Annotated in this window: 19 protein-coding genes; 4 read left to right on the top strand and 15 right to left on the bottom strand. The window is 55.3% G+C overall.

The genetic code is table 11. The features are described 5' to 3' along the window. Window positions 1-193 precede the first annotated feature (193 nt). Window positions 194-796, top strand: a complete 603-nt coding sequence (locus GTA51_RS17035) for a tyrosine-type recombinase/integrase (protein WP_343039530.1) — start codon at window positions 194-196, stop codon at window positions 794-796. Between the two features lie 1268 nt (window positions 797-2064). Here the strand turns inward: GTA51_RS17035 and GTA51_RS20660 are convergent. Next, window positions 2065-2238 (bottom strand): hypothetical protein, encoded by a 174-nt coding sequence (locus tag GTA51_RS20660; protein ID WP_170300346.1) that lies wholly within the window; start codon window positions 2236-2238, stop codon window positions 2065-2067. Window positions 2239-2513: 275 nt separating this feature from the next. Here GTA51_RS20660 and GTA51_RS17030 point away from each other — a divergent pair, with 275 nt between their 5' ends. Next, window positions 2514-2783, top strand: a complete 270-nt coding sequence (locus GTA51_RS17030) for a hypothetical protein (RefSeq protein WP_160963201.1) — start codon at window positions 2514-2516, stop codon at window positions 2781-2783. A gap of 379 nt (window positions 2784-3162) precedes the next feature. On the opposite strand, the gene GTA51_RS17025 is transcribed toward GTA51_RS17030, so the two are convergent. The 7 genes from GTA51_RS17025 to GTA51_RS16995 form a co-directional block, all read right to left on the bottom strand. Beyond that, window positions 3163-3564 carry a hypothetical protein gene (locus GTA51_RS17025; RefSeq protein ID WP_160963199.1) on the bottom strand — a complete coding sequence of 134 codons (402 nt, stop codon included), beginning with the start codon at window positions 3562-3564 and terminating at the stop codon, window positions 3163-3165. Between the two features lie 42 nt (window positions 3565-3606). Further along, a complete protein-coding gene (locus GTA51_RS17020; RefSeq protein ID WP_160963197.1) occupies window positions 3607-4578 on the bottom strand; it encodes an ATP-binding protein in 972 nt (323 codons plus the stop codon). 184 nt (window positions 4579-4762) lie between these two features. Beyond that, window positions 4763-5632 carry a PD-(D/E)XK nuclease family protein gene (locus GTA51_RS17015; RefSeq protein ID WP_160963195.1) on the bottom strand — a complete coding sequence of 290 codons (870 nt, stop codon included), beginning with the start codon at window positions 5630-5632 and terminating at the stop codon, window positions 4763-4765. A 79-nt stretch (window positions 5633-5711) separates the two neighbouring features. Continuing rightward, a complete protein-coding gene (locus GTA51_RS17010) occupies window positions 5712-6611 on the bottom strand; it encodes a DUF3150 domain-containing protein (RefSeq protein WP_160963193.1) in 900 nt (299 codons plus the stop codon). A gap of 18 nt (window positions 6612-6629) precedes the next feature. Then, window positions 6630-6827, bottom strand: coding sequence for a DUF2997 domain-containing protein (locus GTA51_RS17005; RefSeq protein WP_160963191.1), 198 nt, complete (start codon window positions 6825-6827; stop codon window positions 6630-6632). An 82-nt stretch (window positions 6828-6909) separates the two neighbouring features. Then, the gene (locus tag GTA51_RS17000; protein WP_160963189.1) at window positions 6910-7332 is read right to left on the bottom strand and encodes a DUF1257 domain-containing protein; all 423 of its coding nucleotides are present in this window, start codon (window positions 7330-7332) and stop codon (window positions 6910-6912) included. A gap of 9 nt (window positions 7333-7341) precedes the next feature. Next, window positions 7342-8778 (bottom strand): AAA family ATPase, encoded by a 1437-nt coding sequence (locus GTA51_RS16995; RefSeq protein WP_160963187.1) that lies wholly within the window; start codon window positions 8776-8778, stop codon window positions 7342-7344. A gap of 143 nt (window positions 8779-8921) precedes the next feature. On the opposite strand from GTA51_RS16995, the gene GTA51_RS16990 reads away from it, so the two are divergent. After that, window positions 8922-9209 (top strand): hypothetical protein, encoded by a 288-nt coding sequence (locus GTA51_RS16990; protein WP_160963185.1) that lies wholly within the window; start codon window positions 8922-8924, stop codon window positions 9207-9209. Window positions 9210-9406: 197 nt separating this feature from the next. Continuing rightward, window positions 9407-9730 (top strand): hypothetical protein, encoded by a 324-nt coding sequence (locus GTA51_RS16985; RefSeq protein WP_160963183.1) that lies wholly within the window; start codon window positions 9407-9409, stop codon window positions 9728-9730. A 236-nt stretch (window positions 9731-9966) separates the two neighbouring features. On the opposite strand, the gene GTA51_RS16980 is transcribed toward GTA51_RS16985, so the two are convergent. The 7 genes from GTA51_RS16980 to GTA51_RS16950 all read right to left on the bottom strand — a co-directional run bounded on the left by GTA51_RS16980 (window position 9967) and on the right by GTA51_RS16950 (window position 15499). Further along, on the bottom strand, window positions 9967-10248 hold the full coding sequence (locus GTA51_RS16980; RefSeq protein ID WP_160963181.1) for a hypothetical protein: 282 nt from the start codon (window positions 10246-10248) through the stop codon (window positions 9967-9969). 164 nt (window positions 10249-10412) lie between these two features. Then, window positions 10413-11123 (bottom strand): hypothetical protein, encoded by a 711-nt coding sequence (locus GTA51_RS16975; protein ID WP_160963179.1) that lies wholly within the window; start codon window positions 11121-11123, stop codon window positions 10413-10415. A gap of 241 nt (window positions 11124-11364) precedes the next feature. Further along, a complete protein-coding gene (locus tag GTA51_RS16970) occupies window positions 11365-12510 on the bottom strand; it encodes an AMP-binding enzyme (protein ID WP_160963177.1) in 1146 nt (381 codons plus the stop codon). Continuing rightward, entirely contained in the window at window positions 12507-13232 is a 726-nt protein-coding gene (locus GTA51_RS16965; RefSeq protein ID WP_160963175.1) for a beta-ketoacyl synthase N-terminal-like domain-containing protein, read from the bottom strand. The genes GTA51_RS16970 and GTA51_RS16965 overlap by 4 nt, the downstream gene beginning before the upstream one ends. Window positions 13233-13345: 113 nt before the next feature. Next, a complete protein-coding gene (locus GTA51_RS16960) occupies window positions 13346-14515 on the bottom strand; it encodes a beta-ketoacyl-[acyl-carrier-protein] synthase family protein (RefSeq protein ID WP_160963173.1) in 1170 nt (389 codons plus the stop codon). A gap of 2 nt (window positions 14516-14517) precedes the next feature. Then, window positions 14518-14766: a phosphopantetheine-binding protein gene (locus GTA51_RS16955; RefSeq protein WP_160963171.1), complete on the bottom strand. Its 249-nt coding sequence runs from the start codon at window positions 14764-14766 to the stop codon at window positions 14518-14520. Between the two features lie 46 nt (window positions 14767-14812). Next, window positions 14813-15499 (bottom strand): lysophospholipid acyltransferase family protein, encoded by a 687-nt coding sequence (locus tag GTA51_RS16950; RefSeq protein WP_160963169.1) that lies wholly within the window; start codon window positions 15497-15499, stop codon window positions 14813-14815. Window positions 15500-15518: the final 19 nt, after the last annotated feature.

Here is a 15518-nt window from a genome sequence, read left to right as displayed (position 1 = left end):
GCTGGAGGCTCAAGCACAGAAGCCAATGAGGCGCCCCCCCCCCCCGATTAGATGGAGGGCGGACATCAACATCGAGGGGGTCAATTTTGGACGCTGATTGGGGGTCACTTTTCGGTGCTGTTTGACATTCCCTGAGCAGCAGTGCCCATTCCGGATCATCGACCGCTTCCCGGAGAAGCGCCAGCCCCGGTATGTGCCACCAGAAGAGGACTTCTGGGCTGTATACGAGGCTGCCAGCGGTCAGGACCGAGTGATGCTGCTCACACTGCTGTTTCTTGCTGCACGGCGCGGCGAAGTTTTCCGGCTCAAATGGGCGGATATCGATTTCGCAGGGAATACCGTCACCCTTTGGACGAGGAAGCGCGCAGGAGGTGACCTGGAACCTGACCCGGTCCCCATGGTGCAACGACTCAAGAAGGTTCTTATGGCGTGGTGGGAACACCGACCCATTGCCTCCGAGTACGTGTTCGTAAACCTGGAGGAGCATGCGTTCTGCAAAGAATACCGGGGTAAGCCGTTTACAAATCGGCAACATCTCATGGAGCGACTGTGCAAGAAAGCAGGGGTCAGGGAGTTCGGGTTTCACGCGATCCGTCACCTCACGGCGAGTCTTCTTTACCGTGAGGGACAGCCCGTGGCGGTGGCCCAAGCTGTCCTTCGTCATAAAAGCCCCCAGACCACGACTCGCTACCTCCAGACCCTTGGTCTCAAGCAGACCCAGGAAGCTATGGAAACTGTCATGGGGCAGCGAGGCCCCACGAAGGTGGTCAGCATCCAGAAAGCTTCCCAAGAGTGAGAGGGAATACCAGACTATTGAAGTCGTAAATGTGGACTTCGTGTGGACCAAAGAAAAAGCGGGTTACCCTGGACAGGTAACCCGCTGAATTTCTTGGCGTCCCCAAGGGGATTTGAACCCCTGTTACCGGCGTGAAAGAATGGACACAGCCCCGCACCGCCCAATGATTTCGGTGAGTTGGACATGCACAGCGGTACACGGAGATACATCCAGATACATGGCCTGGGGTACCAGCCGGGGTACCAGGGCATGCTCCAAACACTCAGACCGCAGCCGTTGAATTACTTCTCGGTTTACGCCTCCGATCAAGCTCGAAGCGACCGATCAGGTAGGCAAGGAGAATAGCCTGAATAGTTTCAAATCGTGCGATCCCTGCCCCCTACCCTCGTCTCCTGAACCACCCTCCCCAGTCACCCACCCAGGCGACGTTGGCCGGGAGATTCAGGGCAGTTTGCCTGCCGTGATATCTACATCCACCTCAGTTCCACGAACTCTCCTACCAACTCGATCATCTGGTCCCAGGAAGCCACACCCAAGACGCGATGGTGCAGTTCTTCAGCACGAGCATGGAGTCCATCCTGGCGGAGAACGCCTATTGCCATGAGGTGCAAGGAATACATGTCCAAACAACTGTCGGGACTGACTACGAGGATGGGCGTAATCATCTAATCCACCTTCCCGAAAATAGCTTCAACCAACCGGTCAGCCTCGGCGTCACGGTAAAGGGCGTCAATGGTTTCATCGGGCAATTCCACGATGATCTCCTCGAACTTTTTGCGGTTCATGCCTGCAACCATCCAGGGCTGCCGGCCTTCATCTATTTGCGGGTGATGCGGAGCTTAGCCCTGGGTTTTCCCTGCGTCAGTCGTTTGAGCATGGCGACGGGTAGCATCAACGCCAGTTGCTGTTCAAGCGCTCAGACGAACAAGGCCTGGCAGAAGAGAGGTGTAGCTTTCCTCCGCCGGGCCGGCCTGACCGCGCCTGATTGGGGAGGAGGCGGCGGCTGTCTATCGCATATGTCTCATGTTATTGGTCCGGCCGTGATTAAAAGATATTGTCAGAAGGGTTCCCTCGCACGATGATGTCCAATTCCATGTACTCAGCCACCAAGATCGCCATGCGGTGCCAGGATGGTATATTCAGGCCACGTTGATGCAGTTCATGCGCCTGATCATCGAAGCCAGCATGACGAAGGGTTGTGATAGCTTCCAGAAGCAGGGCGTGCATGTCGGGGCACTGGCTAAGATTAAGGATTAGAGCTGCCCTACTCACCGAAACTTAGTCCTGTCGAACAGGCCGCGTTTGGAAGTCTCCAACCCCTTGTGTTGGTCGAAGCGGAAGTCCCCGTGGACACTACCGGGCTGGTGTTTGGCCTTCCAGATGAGCATACCGGCCAGGGCCAGGACGAAGAGCACGACGACGCCGATGATGAGCCATTCCATGATCTAATCCACCTTCCCAAAGATCGCTTCGACCAGTCGGTCGGCTTCGGCGTCACGATGACAATGATCCACAAACCCATCTGGTAGGCTGGTTAGGAGCTCCTCAAACTTCTGGCGTGGCATGTTGGCCGCTACCCAGGGCCTTTTTGTTTCGTACTGCCGTCGGGAGACTTTCAGGATCGCCTAGGGCTTTTCGTTTTCAGCGTCTTGAGCATGGCGACGGGGTAGCAGAGACGCCGGTTGCGCTCAAGCGCAGAGATTTATACTCACCGACCATGCCCACGATGTTCGATCCCCTCCACTGGCTGGCCACGAAGGGCGCGGTTGCCTCCCTGGACAAGGACGGGGAGGTACAGCTGCTTTTCAGTGAGCACACCAACCGGGAAACCAGGGAGCGCATCAAACGCGTGATTGCCCGGTACTATACCGGTCTCCTCAAGATGCAGCTGGACGTGCCGCCGGGGACGCGGCCGAGGACCGTGCAGCAACTGCGGGCAGCGGGGCGACTGAAGATCGTCGAAGGGAAATACAAGCTGGTGAGGTAGAGCAGCCCCAGCGTCGGCAGCCTTCCGTTCATGACCGCACTTTTTGGCTGCTCGGTTGAATGATCCTCTGCCCATGGACATCCGCCATCGGCTCACAGGGGATCGTCACGGCCGAATCTTCGATGCAGAAAATGGCCACTTTCTCCGGCATGAAAATGGTCGGGTACAGGGACTCGATTTCCCGGACCACCAGTTCCCTTGTCGAGCCGAATGGGATTTTGGCGCTGCGCTGGCCCTTGAGCAAAAGTAACCCGACATCGATTTTCCCCAGGTCAGGCTTACCGCGTGGCGATCAGAGAGAGCAGCTTTTGAGGTTCTCCAGTCGGCCGAAGAGTATTGGTAGGGGCAAGCGTTAAGCTTTCCCGACATGTCTATCCGCCTACATGATCTCAAAAATATTTTTCTCGACCTCCATTCCTATGTCAATACCGTCAACTCGATCCTTGACGTCCTTCAACAGTTTGCGAGGACTGCCCGCCCACTTGTACCTGCCCGCCGTGGATTTTCGCCAACAGCAATGAAACTTGATTGATTTCGGAAAATTCCCCCCTGTGCCAGTCGGAATTTTCTTAAACATATTCATCACGACAATTATTTCGGCAACACCTGGAACGATATGCTCGAAAAGTAAAAAATATTCTTTTCCTTTGAGGGGCTTTCGTTTGAAAATCTTTTGACCATAGTGATGGAAGACGCCATCACTGCTGCTGGCTGCGTAATTTGCCATCTTTCTGACCACAAGCAGTTGAAGCATCTCAGTGAGATATTCGGTCTCGTCCACGGATTATCCCCCGAAGAAAAAGCCCCCGAAGGGGCTTGTGTTTTAAGCAGCTTTCTTGTGCTGCTCTAAAATAGTTACTAATTGCTTCAGCTTCTCTTCTCGCATCTTGCATTGCCGCAGCAGGTTAAGCTGCTCGGTCAATTGGTTGGCCTCAAGGTCCTCAAGGCCGGAGACGCCGTAGCGCTCGCATACGTAGGCCTGATACGCCTCGACATGGGTGCCAAGGCCTAACTGGTTGAACATGCGGTCCAGGGTGTCGAGCAAGAATGCGTTTTTGCGTTCCGGTTCGACAGGTTGGTCATCCGCCACGGTCTGAGCAGCGTCATTTCCCGACGCAGCCCCTCCAGCATTCAACCACTCCAGTATTTTGATACCGGTCTCAGCATCGGGTGTAAAGTAGTTACCATCGAAAAGGCTGGTTCGGTCCTTGGTGGCGGTGGCCACATGCCCGTCGATGGACAGGTCAAATACGACGGTGAACTCGTATTCGAGCCCATCGCGTTGTTGCGGGGCAAGGCCGATCTTGGCGACCTTGGTCTTCCCCCCTTCGCTCACCACCTCGTAGGCGGTCTTGGTCCGCAGGGTGACGATGACATGGCAGGCCGAGCCCAGCATGGCGTCGACCAGCCGGTTGTGGTCTGGCGTGACCTCACGCCAGGCGGTAAACGAATTCCGCACGGCCTTGGTCACCTTGTCATGGATGTCCAGAACGCCACCCGGGCCAGCCCAGGCGTGGCTGAGGCTGTCGATGATGAGCACACCGTAGCCAGCCTGCTCGGCGGCACTGATGGCTTCCACATATCTGTCTGGGGAAAACGGCGGGGTAATTTCGGTCACGTCGAATTCGACGAGATGCGAATACAGCGATCCGCTGCCCCGTTCGGTGTCGATCATGGCGATCCTGCCGCCGAGTCCCTTGGCAATTTGCAAGGCCGAAAAGGTCTTGCCGGAGCCGGCCGGCCCCATGAGGGCCAGCCGGAGTTTCGAAGTGCCGCGATGGGCTTTATGAAACATCGAAATCCTCCTTGGTTTTGCCCCACAGAATCTGCCGTTCAAATCTGAACAAGCAGGCGGGATGGAACATAGTTTCCGCCTCTTCCGAGTCTAACGCCCTGGAACAGCTCCCGGGGAGCATGACGCAATCCTCCTCAGGGAGGATGATATCTTTGCACCAGAAACAGCGCATGGGAACCTCCTTTCAGAGATTGACCGCGTCGGGGAGATTGATCTCCTGGCGACGCTCCTGGTCTTCGCGATAGCGATCCCAGGTTTCCCGGCCAAAGGTGGCGATGGCGGTTTGCTCCTCGCCGTAGCAGGCGCTGGCCGCATCGCACCACGAGCAGTGGATTCCCGGATTCTTCCAGAAATGCCCCTGCTCAATGTCTTGGGCGACTTTGCGGCAGATGTTGTAGAGTTCGACGAAATGGGCCATGGACCGGCGCGACTCGTCGAAATGCACCTGGGGCGTTCGGGTCCGAATGAGGTAAACCAGGGCCACAGGGATGGTGGGCAAGGCCTGAGCCTCAAACGGCAAGGAATACAGGTAGGCGTAGAGTGTCAGTTCCAGGGCAACCCGGGACATGCCCTCGCGGGGCATGCGCTGGACCGATTTGAGGTCCACCACGCAGTGATCCCCTTCAGGCCCGACGAGCACCATGTCGATAAACCCGGTGAGGGTAATCTCCGGATGCTCGACCAGAGTGATGGGGTGAATGAGCGGGGTATCGACCCGAAGCTCGATATGCCGGGCGGTCACCGGACCAAGCTGGTCCAGGAAAGCCTGGGCCTGCATGAAGCACTTGGCCTGGGCGGCCAGGTATTCGCCTTGGGTCTCGTAGCCGCAGCGCTCGAAGGTGTTCTCCAGCCAAAAGGACAGAGAGGCTTGTTCGAGCACGTCGTCGATCCGGTCCCGGTACATAACGCCGGCTTCCACCAGATGATGGATGCAGGAGCCTTCGACCAGGGTCGGTGAGGATTTCGGGGAACGCAGCCCCAGTTCGTAAAAGAGGTAATATTTTTCAGGGCATGACAGAAACGTGTTGAGCTTTGATTTTGAGAACCTGATCATGCTGCCTCCTTTGGAGCAATAGAAAAGCGCGGGGTCTGACATTGGGTGATGTCTCCCCCGCGCTTGGTGTGGGTTTCAGCTATGCGGCCTGTTGCAAGGCATCCCCGTCGAGGCGAATCCTGCGGCGGGGCAGTTCCTCAATGGCGGCGTCGATGGCGGACTTAAGCCGTCCCATCTCGCCCGTGACCTGCTGACGCAGGACATCGTTGTATGAGATGGAATAGCCGGTCATGCCGCCGACGATCTCCTTGGCCTGAACGGTCAGTTCGGTGAGCTTGTCGTCGTCAAAGACGTTGCGGTCCCCAAAGGTATCCAGGAACTCGTGCATCTTTCCCAGCATGGTCGACTTGAAAGCCTTGGGCTTACCGTCGCCGTTGCCGGAGAGACGATCCACCAGGTGGCTGACGATGTGGCCGAACTCCTCACGAAGGGCGGCCATGGAAAGCTCCTTGGCCTCGTCCATGAGGTTCTGGAACTTCTCCTTCTCCCGTTCGTAGATTTCGGGAGTCAGGATGCCGGACTTCTTGGGGGTGGCCAGGGTAACGAAGCGCCACTCGAAGCTGAACTTCTCCCGCATGTTGAGCGGATAGTCGGCTTCGGCGAAGAGGTCGACCAGGGCTTGCCGGGCTTCCTCGCGGGCCTCCTGGTAGAAGTCGATGAAGGTATCGACCTTGTCCCAGTACTCGTCCTTGATGGCGTCCATGCGGCCGTCAATGTCGGCGATGGAGTCCTTGGGGATCAGATACAGGCCAGACAGGGGAAACGGCAGGGCGCTGCGCTGGAGCAGCTGCCGGGCCTTCTGAATACTGGTCTTGATCGGCGAGAGCAGTTCCGGGTTAATGAGGAACTTCTTGCCCTTGAGCCATTCGGTATTGCCCACGCTTTCCAGGACAGCCGAGTTGAGGGACCGGCTTCCCGTCCAGCAGGACGTGGACAGTTGCAGCAGACAGGCCTTGGCAAACAGGGTGTCGTAACTCATGGTGCATCTCCTTTGGGGTTATCCGCAAAGCGGAATGTGACGTTTCACGGTGACGCCGCCGCGCTGGTAAAACGACGCGGCCAGACTTCGAGCGGTCTCAGTGCCGAGCAGGTCCTTTAAAAACTGGGACTCAGCCAGGCAGACCGGACCGGAAAAACCTTTGGTCTCGATGCGGACTTCGCCGTCATCGCGAATGTCCACGACGATCTGTTTCATGGGAAAAGCCCCCTTTGACGCGAAGAGCGCCGGGTAATTGTCGCCGGTATGTGGATGGGGCCGCGAGGATGCGGCGGGTGACTTAAGCGGACAGGGTCAGGCGGATGCCGTGTTCGGTGCGGGTTTCGGTGATTCTGAAGTTGCGACGACGCGCTTCCCGAAGGGTGCGCTCAATGGCGTAGGCTTGTTTGAGCCGGCCGCCGTTTTCGCCGACGCGGTTTTTCAGTTTCGAATCCCAGTAGTCTAACAGCAGCAGGTAGTTGCCGTTTCTCCTGACGATGCCGATTTCGTAATCAGCGTCAGGGACACGGATGGCGTGGTGGCATTTGCCGAGATCATCCACCGTCATGCCTTCCGGCAGGGGATATTTCTCGGGTTCAACCACGCGGCCGTACCACCTGTAGGTGGTCGCACCCTCCACGAACTCAAACCCCAGCCTGTGACAGGCGTTTTTAAGGGCTTCAAGGTCGGTGATAGCGACTTCTATTTTTGAGATGTGACTCATGGCGGCCTCCTATTGGATGCCGGCCGGTGCCGGGGCGGCCGTGGTCCGAATTTTTCGGGACTCCTCGGGTTCGTCTTCCGGCGTATTGGCCAGACGAGCACGAGTGCGCGCCCAATTGCGCAGGGACTCAATGTCCTCGCGCATGGTCCGGGACAGGGGCACTATCGAGTGGTAAGCCTCCTCCAGGCCCGTAAAGGCCGTCTCCTTGGCCAGTTGTTCGATTTCCGAACCAGACCAGCCAGTGAGGCGTTCGGCGTATTCCAGAGGGATCTGGACGCCGTAGCGTTTGGAGACGATGCGGATGATTTCCCGGCGTTCGGGCAGGGTCGGCAGGTCCACCAGAAAGATGGCGTCGAACCGACCGGCCCGCATGGTTTCCGGCGGGAGTTTGGTCACGTCATTGGCTGTAGCCATGACAAAGACCGGGGAGCGGTGCTCCTGCAGGAAGGTCAGAAAGTGACTGAACATTCCGGAGGTGGAACCGCCGTCGGTCTCGCCGGACAATTTGACCCCGGCGAAGGCCTTTTCAAGTTCGTCGAGGAAGCAGACGCATTCGCCGAAGCTCTCGATAATCCGAAGGGCTTGGCGCATTTTTTGTTCTGATTCCCCAACCAGGGAGCCTTTGAGGGCTCCGATATCCAGACGGATCAGCGGCCACCCCAAAATGGAGGCGGCGGCTTTGCAGCATAAGCTCTTGCCGGTGCCAGGCGGTCCCACAAGGAGGACGCCTCTGGGGCAAGGCAGATGCTCGTTGCCGGGCATAAAGGCTTGAGCCCGCGTTTTGATATAGTGCTTTAGCCGCGACAGCCCACCAACGCTGGAGAGATGTTCGGGCTCCCATACTTCCAATAAACCGGACTTCCTGATGATCTGGGATTTGAGTTGGGAAACGACGCGAGAAGAGAAGTAGCGTTTGGTGACCAGCGACAGGGCATAGGCGCACTCGGCTTCGAACTCAGTGAGTCCGCGAGCCAAACGTGCGCATTTTTTGTTGGGTTTGATGTTGAGGGGAGTCCCGAGATCGTGTTGCAGCGAATAGAGGCTGTCGGTGTCGGGTAAAGGCAGGTCGATGACCGTAAAGATGGATTTGAGCTCTGGGCGGATCTGGATGACCGGGGAGACCATGACAAGGCATGATCCCCGAGACTTCCAGAGTTGGATGCCGTTTTGGACGCCCTGAATGACTTCAGGTGAATCCAGGAATAGGTGGAGGTTGTGGGCCAAAAGGACAGTGTCACGCTGACCGGAGAGCCAATTGATGGCTTCGACCGGGTCGCGGATTTCCTCTGTGACTTGCTGGAACCCGGCTTGGCGGATGCCCTTGGCGCAGCACCAGGCGAAAAAACTCCAAATGCCGACAAACGGCAGGGTGTTTTCAGCCCGGGCTGGCTCTTGGGTTAAGACGCACAGCGCGGGGTAGCCAGCTTTCAAAAAATCTTGCAGCATTGCAAAAAGACCTCCAGTCAGTTGGGTTGACGAGCAAAATCGCCTTACAGGCCTATTTCTCTATACAGAACTTGAATATTCAAGCCGTTGTTAGAGAAATTACCCTGGTATATCGTCAACTTTCTACAAGCTGGAGGCACCCAATGCCTTTACTCAAAGGGGTGATGATTCTCGGCGGCGCCATGCTTGGCGCTGCTGCCGCTGCCGCAACCGGACCGTTGCTGGTCGTTTCAGCCCCCTTCCTCGGGGTGTTCGGCGCGACCACCTATTCCGTAAGCGCCCTCGGTGCTGCTGGCGTCTCCGCCGGTATTGCTTCAGGCCTTGCCTTTGGCAGGGTCGCCGGCGAAACTGGATCGGCCTTGGTCATTCAAGGCCTGTCCAGCGCATCCGAGTCGCTCATGGAAAAACTCCATCGCAAGATTCGGGAGTGACGGCGGCAAGAGAACCCCTGGCTCACGCCGGGGGATTCTCTTTTTTGGGGTGAGTTATCCCAATATGCAAGGAGCTAAAATTTACTTGACCGAGCGGTGGAATGATGCCAACGGTTTGAGATTAAGTCCGTATGTGTTTTTGGAATAGTTTTGTAAAATTCAAATGACTCTGATTGATCGAAAGGATGGGTAGCAATATGAATAAGAAACGCGGGCGAAGTGTCATTGAGGACGCCATTGCTGAAGAGTTTGGAATTGAGCCCGAGTCGGAAGATTTCCAAGAAACGACCGTTGATCTGGTTGGTTTGTTTGGAAGTGCGAGAGATTGTCTCGTGTGCAAAGCCAACGGCGCTTCCAAGAACAACACAATATTGCCTGGGAACGTATATGAATTTAACAAAGGTGAGCTTTGTAAAAAGCATTTTAAGGAAATTATGATCACTCCGCATACCAAATGCCATTTTCACGCAAAAACAGACTCAGGGGAAGACGTGGTGATCACGCCTCGAAGAAAGGACTAGAGTTTTTCTTTGGGTGCCTAAGGAATTGCAGATGTTTTGTCTTTATTGTTTTAAGGTTTACTTTTTGTGCAATAATAAATCAAAGACATCGTTGGTTTCATTCGGTAGACGGCTCGTCATGCAACGTTTTAACTACTCCTTGTCGTAGCAATCTCTACCCTGGACTAGCGTGATGTCCCTGCAAAAAGTCCAAAACCTAGAGTTTCAAAAACGTAACCCACTGAATTCTATAGTCTCTAAAGCTTGGCTTTCGTTCGATTCCGACTTTTTGCAGTGAGATCTAGTGTGGCGACCCTCCCGTTTTTCGGGTTTTGATATCCGCTTGATGAGCGTACCGAATTACCTTGTCCAGCCTCTCGATTACCTCCAGCCGCCCAAAACTCCTCGAACCACTGGACGATCCCCGGCTGTGTCCCTGACGGAGAATGAAAGCCGAGGCCGAGGACGCCATAGGCATAGATTAATGCTTGGAGCACGAAATATTTAACACTATGGCCACGTTGATCAATGAGGATCAAGCCAGTCCTCCATTTTCCTGCGGTTGGGTGTTAAATATTTTATGCTCTCAGTAATAGTGGTCGATGCCGGCAGGCAATCTCAAGTCATTGCCAATTTCCCGGAGATAGGTCTGGGATCACTTCTCCGGCCAAAGGTCGGAGCCCACATAATATAGGGTGCCTTCTTAATTTTGAGGTTGCGCGTTCTTCCCTACCGCCGCTGTCGTTTTCGCCGGGGTTATCCTGTCAGTTCCACCCATGAGGGCGTCAAGAATGGTCGGAGAGCCCACCAGAGCCTCAAGTTTGTGTCCAAAAGCCTCGGGAGAGGCTCTAATCGCGTGGGCCGGAGGATTGATGAAGTTTCCGCCGAGATTTTCCTCTCCTCGAACCTCGTTATGGCCCAGAACGATACCTTTGGCGTCAAGCACCTCTGCTCGCAAATCATAAAGCAGTTTCACGTTCACGTATGTATCTGTCTTCCACTGAGTAATGGTCACTAACAGGGCCCGGTTATCGCCAATGGCCACGATCCGGTCCCGGACTGAGGCAGGGCTCTCTGAAAATGAAGCCGCAACCGCTTTGACATTCAGACCGGTATCGGCCAAACCATTAGAAATTGCTGAAACCATGTCCTCGGCGAGAGGGCGGCCGCTCTTGGTGTGCACATCCCATGGGTTTCCGTACCCGCCTCGTTGTAAACCAACAAAATCGGGCTTCTTGTTGCCGTTCAGAATGAAAGAGCGCTGGTCATGCACAGCCAGAGCGATTTCTCCAGAGCCTTGGCCAGTCAAATGTGGTTTTACGGTCGCTAGGTCGTGCTTTACACCAAGAGCGCATCCAGCGCACAAAGATATCACGCAACACAATATTATTGGAACAAATAATTTCTTGGACATATCCCCCCCCCGCATGTAGGCCGTTGTTTGTTTTTAAGAGGCCCATTTAAAATATGGGCAAGCAAATCTACATAGAACAAAAAAGACCAGCTCCAATATCGTCGAGCTAAGCTAATGTTTCGTGCCACGAGTGAGAAGACAGTCTGTTGCGGTCACGTCTAGTGATGTCGCCAAAAATCTAACCACTAGCGTTATTTGATATTCTCAGGCGCTAACAAAATCTGAGTTGTGGTGATAATAGTCATTCAATACGATGCGTTGTAGTGAAAAACCAATCCGTGTTTTTGCCGAAATCGTTTTGCGGGATTTTTTCTCCGAATGTAAAAATCCTTGGAATTTCAGGGGGAGTCAGCCTGTTTTTCAAATATTCCCGCAAGATTTGGATGACAACATCAGATGAAGGTGCAGCATTCACTGGGACAATAAACGCCTTGAGTCGATCACCTTCTTCTGGGCGCATGGGCCGAACTACGGCATCCGTCACCAGGGGATGCTCGAGGAGCACGCGACGCACGTGTTGGGGAAAAACATTGACTCCGGCCACCTGGATCGCTTTGTCCTTACGGCCAACTGGTCGGTAGAATCGCACCCCTTCCCAAGCCAGCATATCTGGGAAGTCGAAGGGGACCGGCGCTTCTCCTGATGGAAGCAAGCGCCGCAAGCCAAACTCATTACAACGAATCCAATGATTCATGAGACAGTAAGGTTGGGTATGATCCAACCGGTAACCTAATCCGCCGGTCTCGGTGGAGCCATGAATCTCTGTCATATGGTTAAGGCCGCTCTCCAGTGCTTTAATGATTACATTCTCCGGACATGGGCCGGTGGAGGTTACGCCGGTGACTCCTGATGGATAGATTATGCTAAGTTCCCCCATCTTCTTCCATAGCAGAGGAAAACTAATCACGACATCCCGAGGTTGGAGCAGGTTTGAAAGAGAGCCTAGAGACAGTGCATCCAAATCAGTGACTGGCACGTCGAGCAATTCTGGCAACAGCACGGAAAAAAGAAATCCGTAGATATGGTGCGCTGGCACCAGCCCAACGATGCGGCGACTATCACGGAACAATCCAACAAGAAAACGAGCCTCTTGGACAAGCAAAGTGAGGCTCTGAACACAATCCTTGGGGACGCCTGTGGAGCCGGAAGTCCTGAACACGAGGCTCTCACCGGGCCAGCGGTCTTGTATGTCGGACGCCAGGATGTCCAATTGATTTGCAAGCGGTTTAGATTCACACGAAGCATTTATGGTTGGCAACTCCTCTAGTCCGAACAGAGCCACTGCCCGCGCTGCAAGCCTTTCTGGTTCAGTGTTGAAAGCATGCTGCTCCAGAGTTCTCGCCAAGCTCATGAGCATGCGCAGGATACCCCGGCGCGTGGGTATCATGACCTGTCTCCTGAAGCGGTGGCCCGGACACATATTGCGGCTGTTAAACCATTCCAGGTTTCCTTGATTGATATTTTACGTCCTCCTTGGCTCGGGTCCAAGGCCGAGAGCAATTGCGTCACTATCCAAGCGGGAGTTGAGCAAGCGTGCGTAGGAGGCGGTTTCGTGTTCGACGTGGGAGAAGGAAACCCAACTTCCACCAACTCCAGCAGTCCCTGTGTGGCATGCCTTTTGGTCAAGACTACGAACGTGGCAATGGGATCGTAAGTGATCTTGCTTTGTTTGCATTGTGGGAAGAGGAGACGTAAAAATGGTTGAGCGTCGTCCACCGCGCCGAACAACACGGTCTTGACCAAACCTTGGCCGATCCATGATTGCGCCGTGAGCAGCGCGCTGGAACATGCGAGCCCGGGCTGGCTCACAGACAGAACCGGGCCTTGGAAATCTAGAAACATAGAAATGGTCGATGCTGCTACATTGTGTACAGTTTGAGAAAACGCAGTTGGCGATGCCCCCTGAGGGCCAAAGTCCAAGAAGGAATCCATGAAGACATTGGTAGCAGGCATGGGCCCATATCCTGTGCAGACTATGAGGCCTAGATCGATGGGCGGTTCTCCGTAGGCCTCCAAGGCCAGCTTCGCGGCCAGCAGTGCTGTCTGGAGATATGCATCGAGTCTCCGTAGTTTCAGCGGCGAATAGTAGGTCTTGAGCGCTTCATTCACTGCCTTCGCGCCTCCGACAGCAGTTCGGATGCTCGGCTGTCCAGACCACTGAATATACCCGGGCAGTCCCTCCGCTATGCCGGCAATGCCGTATGATCGAATAGCCAAGGGTATCATTTTCGTTTTCCCTCAAGCACTAGGACGGCATTGCTACCGCCGAAGGCCAGTGAATCGGACAGGGCTATGCGGCTTTCCAGCTTCACTGGATGAGTCGTCGGATTGACCCCGACCTCAGGATCCGATTTACAGAAGCCGTGTGATGCTGGAATGGTACCTCTGTTCAGGCAGCCCAGAGTGATGCTCGCCTCAATGGCTCCAGCTGCGCCCAGCGTGTGTCCTGTGGCCCCTTTGGTAGCCAGTACCGGGATGTCTGGAAGCAAGTTTCTAATGACGAGGCCTTCCACCTTGTCATTGTCGCGAGTGCCAGTGCCATGAGCGTTGATGAAGGCGACCTCCCGGGGCGTGACCGCCGCCTGCCGCATAGCCTCTGCCATGGCGCGCCGTAGACCCCGCCCTGCGGGATGCGGAGCGGTGAGATGAAAAGCGTCGCTGGCCGAACCATAACCTCGGATATATCCCAATCCAGGTCGTGGTGTAGCGGCTGGTTCCAGCAGAAATAATGCCGCGCCTTCGCCCAGATTAAGGCCGTTTCGCGTGCGATCGAAAGGACGGCATGGGGCGGTATCGGCGATCATCAGGCGGCTAAATCCGAGATAGCTGACAATTGAGAGGCTCTCTGCACCGCCGGCTAAGACCATGTCGCACATGCCGGAGGCGATCCAAGACGCACCGATACCAATGGAGTCCGTACCTGAGGCACATGCATTGGCCACCAACTGGCACGGCCCGGTGAGCCCCAGTCGCTCCTTAAGGCTTAGGGCGTAGTTGGAGTGTCTAAATACGTCGAGCAAAGCTTTGGGAAGCGCATTGCCCTGGTGCCAAGCTTTGTACAGGGGGAGATAATTGACGGCGAATCCCACCGATGATCCAATGCAGATTCCTACACATTTACAAAGTAGATCTTTTGGAGCGAGACCTGCGGTGGCAACTGCTTGCAAGGCGCTTTCCAAGAGGAGGGCTAGGCCATGGTCTGCAGGCGGTTCAAGGTCATCCCTTACCTCGAATACCGGGTAAGGCGTCTCCACGACTTCTAAAAAACGTTTTGGTGGTTCGGGTACAGGCGGATTGGCCTCCAGGTTGTCCAGGACCGCTTCCAGGGAGCGCCCCGCCGCGCAGACGCACCCGATGCCGGTGACGGTGGCAAGGGCCGGAGTTCGAGGCATCGTTACCGGCGCTCCTCGATAAATTTGACGAGCGTGTTGACGGAAGCAAAGGCAACGCGCCCCTCATCCATGTCTTTGATTTCAACATGAAAACGCTTTTGCACGAGTACCACCAGTTCCACGGCGTCCAGGGAATCCAAACCCAGGCCGTCGCCAAAGAGTGGTGCGTCGTCCTCAATTCCCTCCGGCGTGATGGATTGGAGGTTCAGATCCTTGATCAAGGCTTCTTTCACTTGTTGACGAAGCTGCATTCTTTCCTCGGCGTTGGTTGTTACCTAATCGTGACTCGGGCGCTGCTCAGGCCTGTGGCAAGTCCCACAGGTCATAATAATTAAAAAATTGATAAGGATTCTCCTGCGCGAACTTCTCAAGCTCCCTGGCGAGGCCGAAGACCATCAGTTTCGGATCAATGCCTTGTGTCTCCTCGAAAACACGTGGCACGAGGACTTGTGCCCGGCACGGACCAGTCCGTGGCACGAAGACCAGGGCCACTGGCGTCCCGAGTTTCGCTGCGATGACGAATGGTCCGAGGGGCAAGTGTATCGTTCCATCGAAAAGGGGCGCTTCCACAGTGTTGCCTGAGTCTCCCATGACGCGGTCTCCCATGGCGCAAACAACCTCTCCGGCTTTTAAGGCGGCCATGATTTCGATGACCCCCCCGAAGTCGGAACATGGGTCTATAAAATGCGGTGGTTCAGCTTCTTCGGAATGCTCAAAATACTGCCGGTCCACATCTCCGACGTCACGCCTATACAGCACGTGCATCCGTCGGCCGGTGAAGGATAGTTCGGACATGGCCCATTGCCATGCGCCGACATGGGCGGTGATGACAATAAGGCCCCGGCCCTCGTCCAGAAGTTGTAGGAAATGTTGTGTGTCTTCCAGGGAAGCTTCCACCTTTCCGAGTCCGACAATTCCTCGCACAGCCCGGTCCACTAGGACTTTGCCGAAAGTGAAGTTTAACCGGTAGGTATGCCTGAACATTGCTGTCCGACTTGCTCCA

The organism is Solidesulfovibrio aerotolerans, from assembly GCF_009856865.1.
In the GTDB taxonomy this organism is placed as follows: domain Bacteria; phylum Desulfobacterota; class Desulfovibrionia; order Desulfovibrionales; family Desulfovibrionaceae; genus Solidesulfovibrio; species Solidesulfovibrio aerotolerans.
Note: the sequence above shows the minus strand (reverse complement) of the source record. Positions and strands in the feature narration are given on the sequence as shown.

Bases quoted from the DNA above. Each gene is read 5' to 3' on its own strand.
- GTA51_RS20660 (WP_170300346.1), bottom strand. From the start codon at position 2,238: ATGGAATGGCTCATCATCGGCGTCGTCGTGCTCTTCGTCCTGGCCCTG.
- GTA51_RS17030 (WP_160963201.1), top strand. From the start codon at position 2,514: ATGCCCACGATGTTCGATCCCCTCCACTGGCTGGCCACGAAGGGCGCG.
- GTA51_RS17020 (WP_160963197.1), bottom strand. From the start codon at position 4,578: ATGTTTCATAAAGCCCATCGCGGCACTTCGAAACTCCGGCTGGCCCTC.
- GTA51_RS17015 (WP_160963195.1), bottom strand. From the start codon at position 5,632: ATGATCAGGTTCTCAAAATCAAAGCTCAACACGTTTCTGTCATGCCCT.
- GTA51_RS17010 (WP_160963193.1), bottom strand. From the start codon at position 6,611: ATGAGTTACGACACCCTGTTTGCCAAGGCCTGTCTGCTGCAACTGTCC.
- GTA51_RS17005 (WP_160963191.1), bottom strand. From the start codon at position 6,827: ATGAAACAGATCGTCGTGGACATTCGCGATGACGGCGAAGTCCGCATC.
- GTA51_RS17000 (WP_160963189.1), bottom strand. From the start codon at position 7,332: ATGAGTCACATCTCAAAAATAGAAGTCGCTATCACCGACCTTGAAGCC.
- GTA51_RS16995 (WP_160963187.1), bottom strand. From the start codon at position 8,778: ATGCTGCAAGATTTTTTGAAAGCTGGCTACCCCGCGCTGTGCGTCTTA.
- GTA51_RS16990 (WP_160963185.1), top strand. From the start codon at position 8,922: ATGCCTTTACTCAAAGGGGTGATGATTCTCGGCGGCGCCATGCTTGGC.
- GTA51_RS16985 (WP_160963183.1), top strand. From the start codon at position 9,407: ATGAATAAGAAACGCGGGCGAAGTGTCATTGAGGACGCCATTGCTGAA.
- GTA51_RS16975 (WP_160963179.1), bottom strand. From the start codon at position 11,123: ATGTCCAAGAAATTATTTGTTCCAATAATATTGTGTTGCGTGATATCT.
- GTA51_RS16970 (WP_160963177.1), bottom strand. From the start codon at position 12,510: ATGATACCCACGCGCCGGGGTATCCTGCGCATGCTCATGAGCTTGGCG.
- GTA51_RS16960 (WP_160963173.1), bottom strand. From the start codon at position 14,515: ATGCCTCGAACTCCGGCCCTTGCCACCGTCACCGGCATCGGGTGCGTC.
- GTA51_RS16955 (WP_160963171.1), bottom strand. From the start codon at position 14,766: ATGCAGCTTCGTCAACAAGTGAAAGAAGCCTTGATCAAGGATCTGAAC.
- GTA51_RS16950 (WP_160963169.1), bottom strand. From the start codon at position 15,499: ATGTTCAGGCATACCTACCGGTTAAACTTCACTTTCGGCAAAGTCCTA.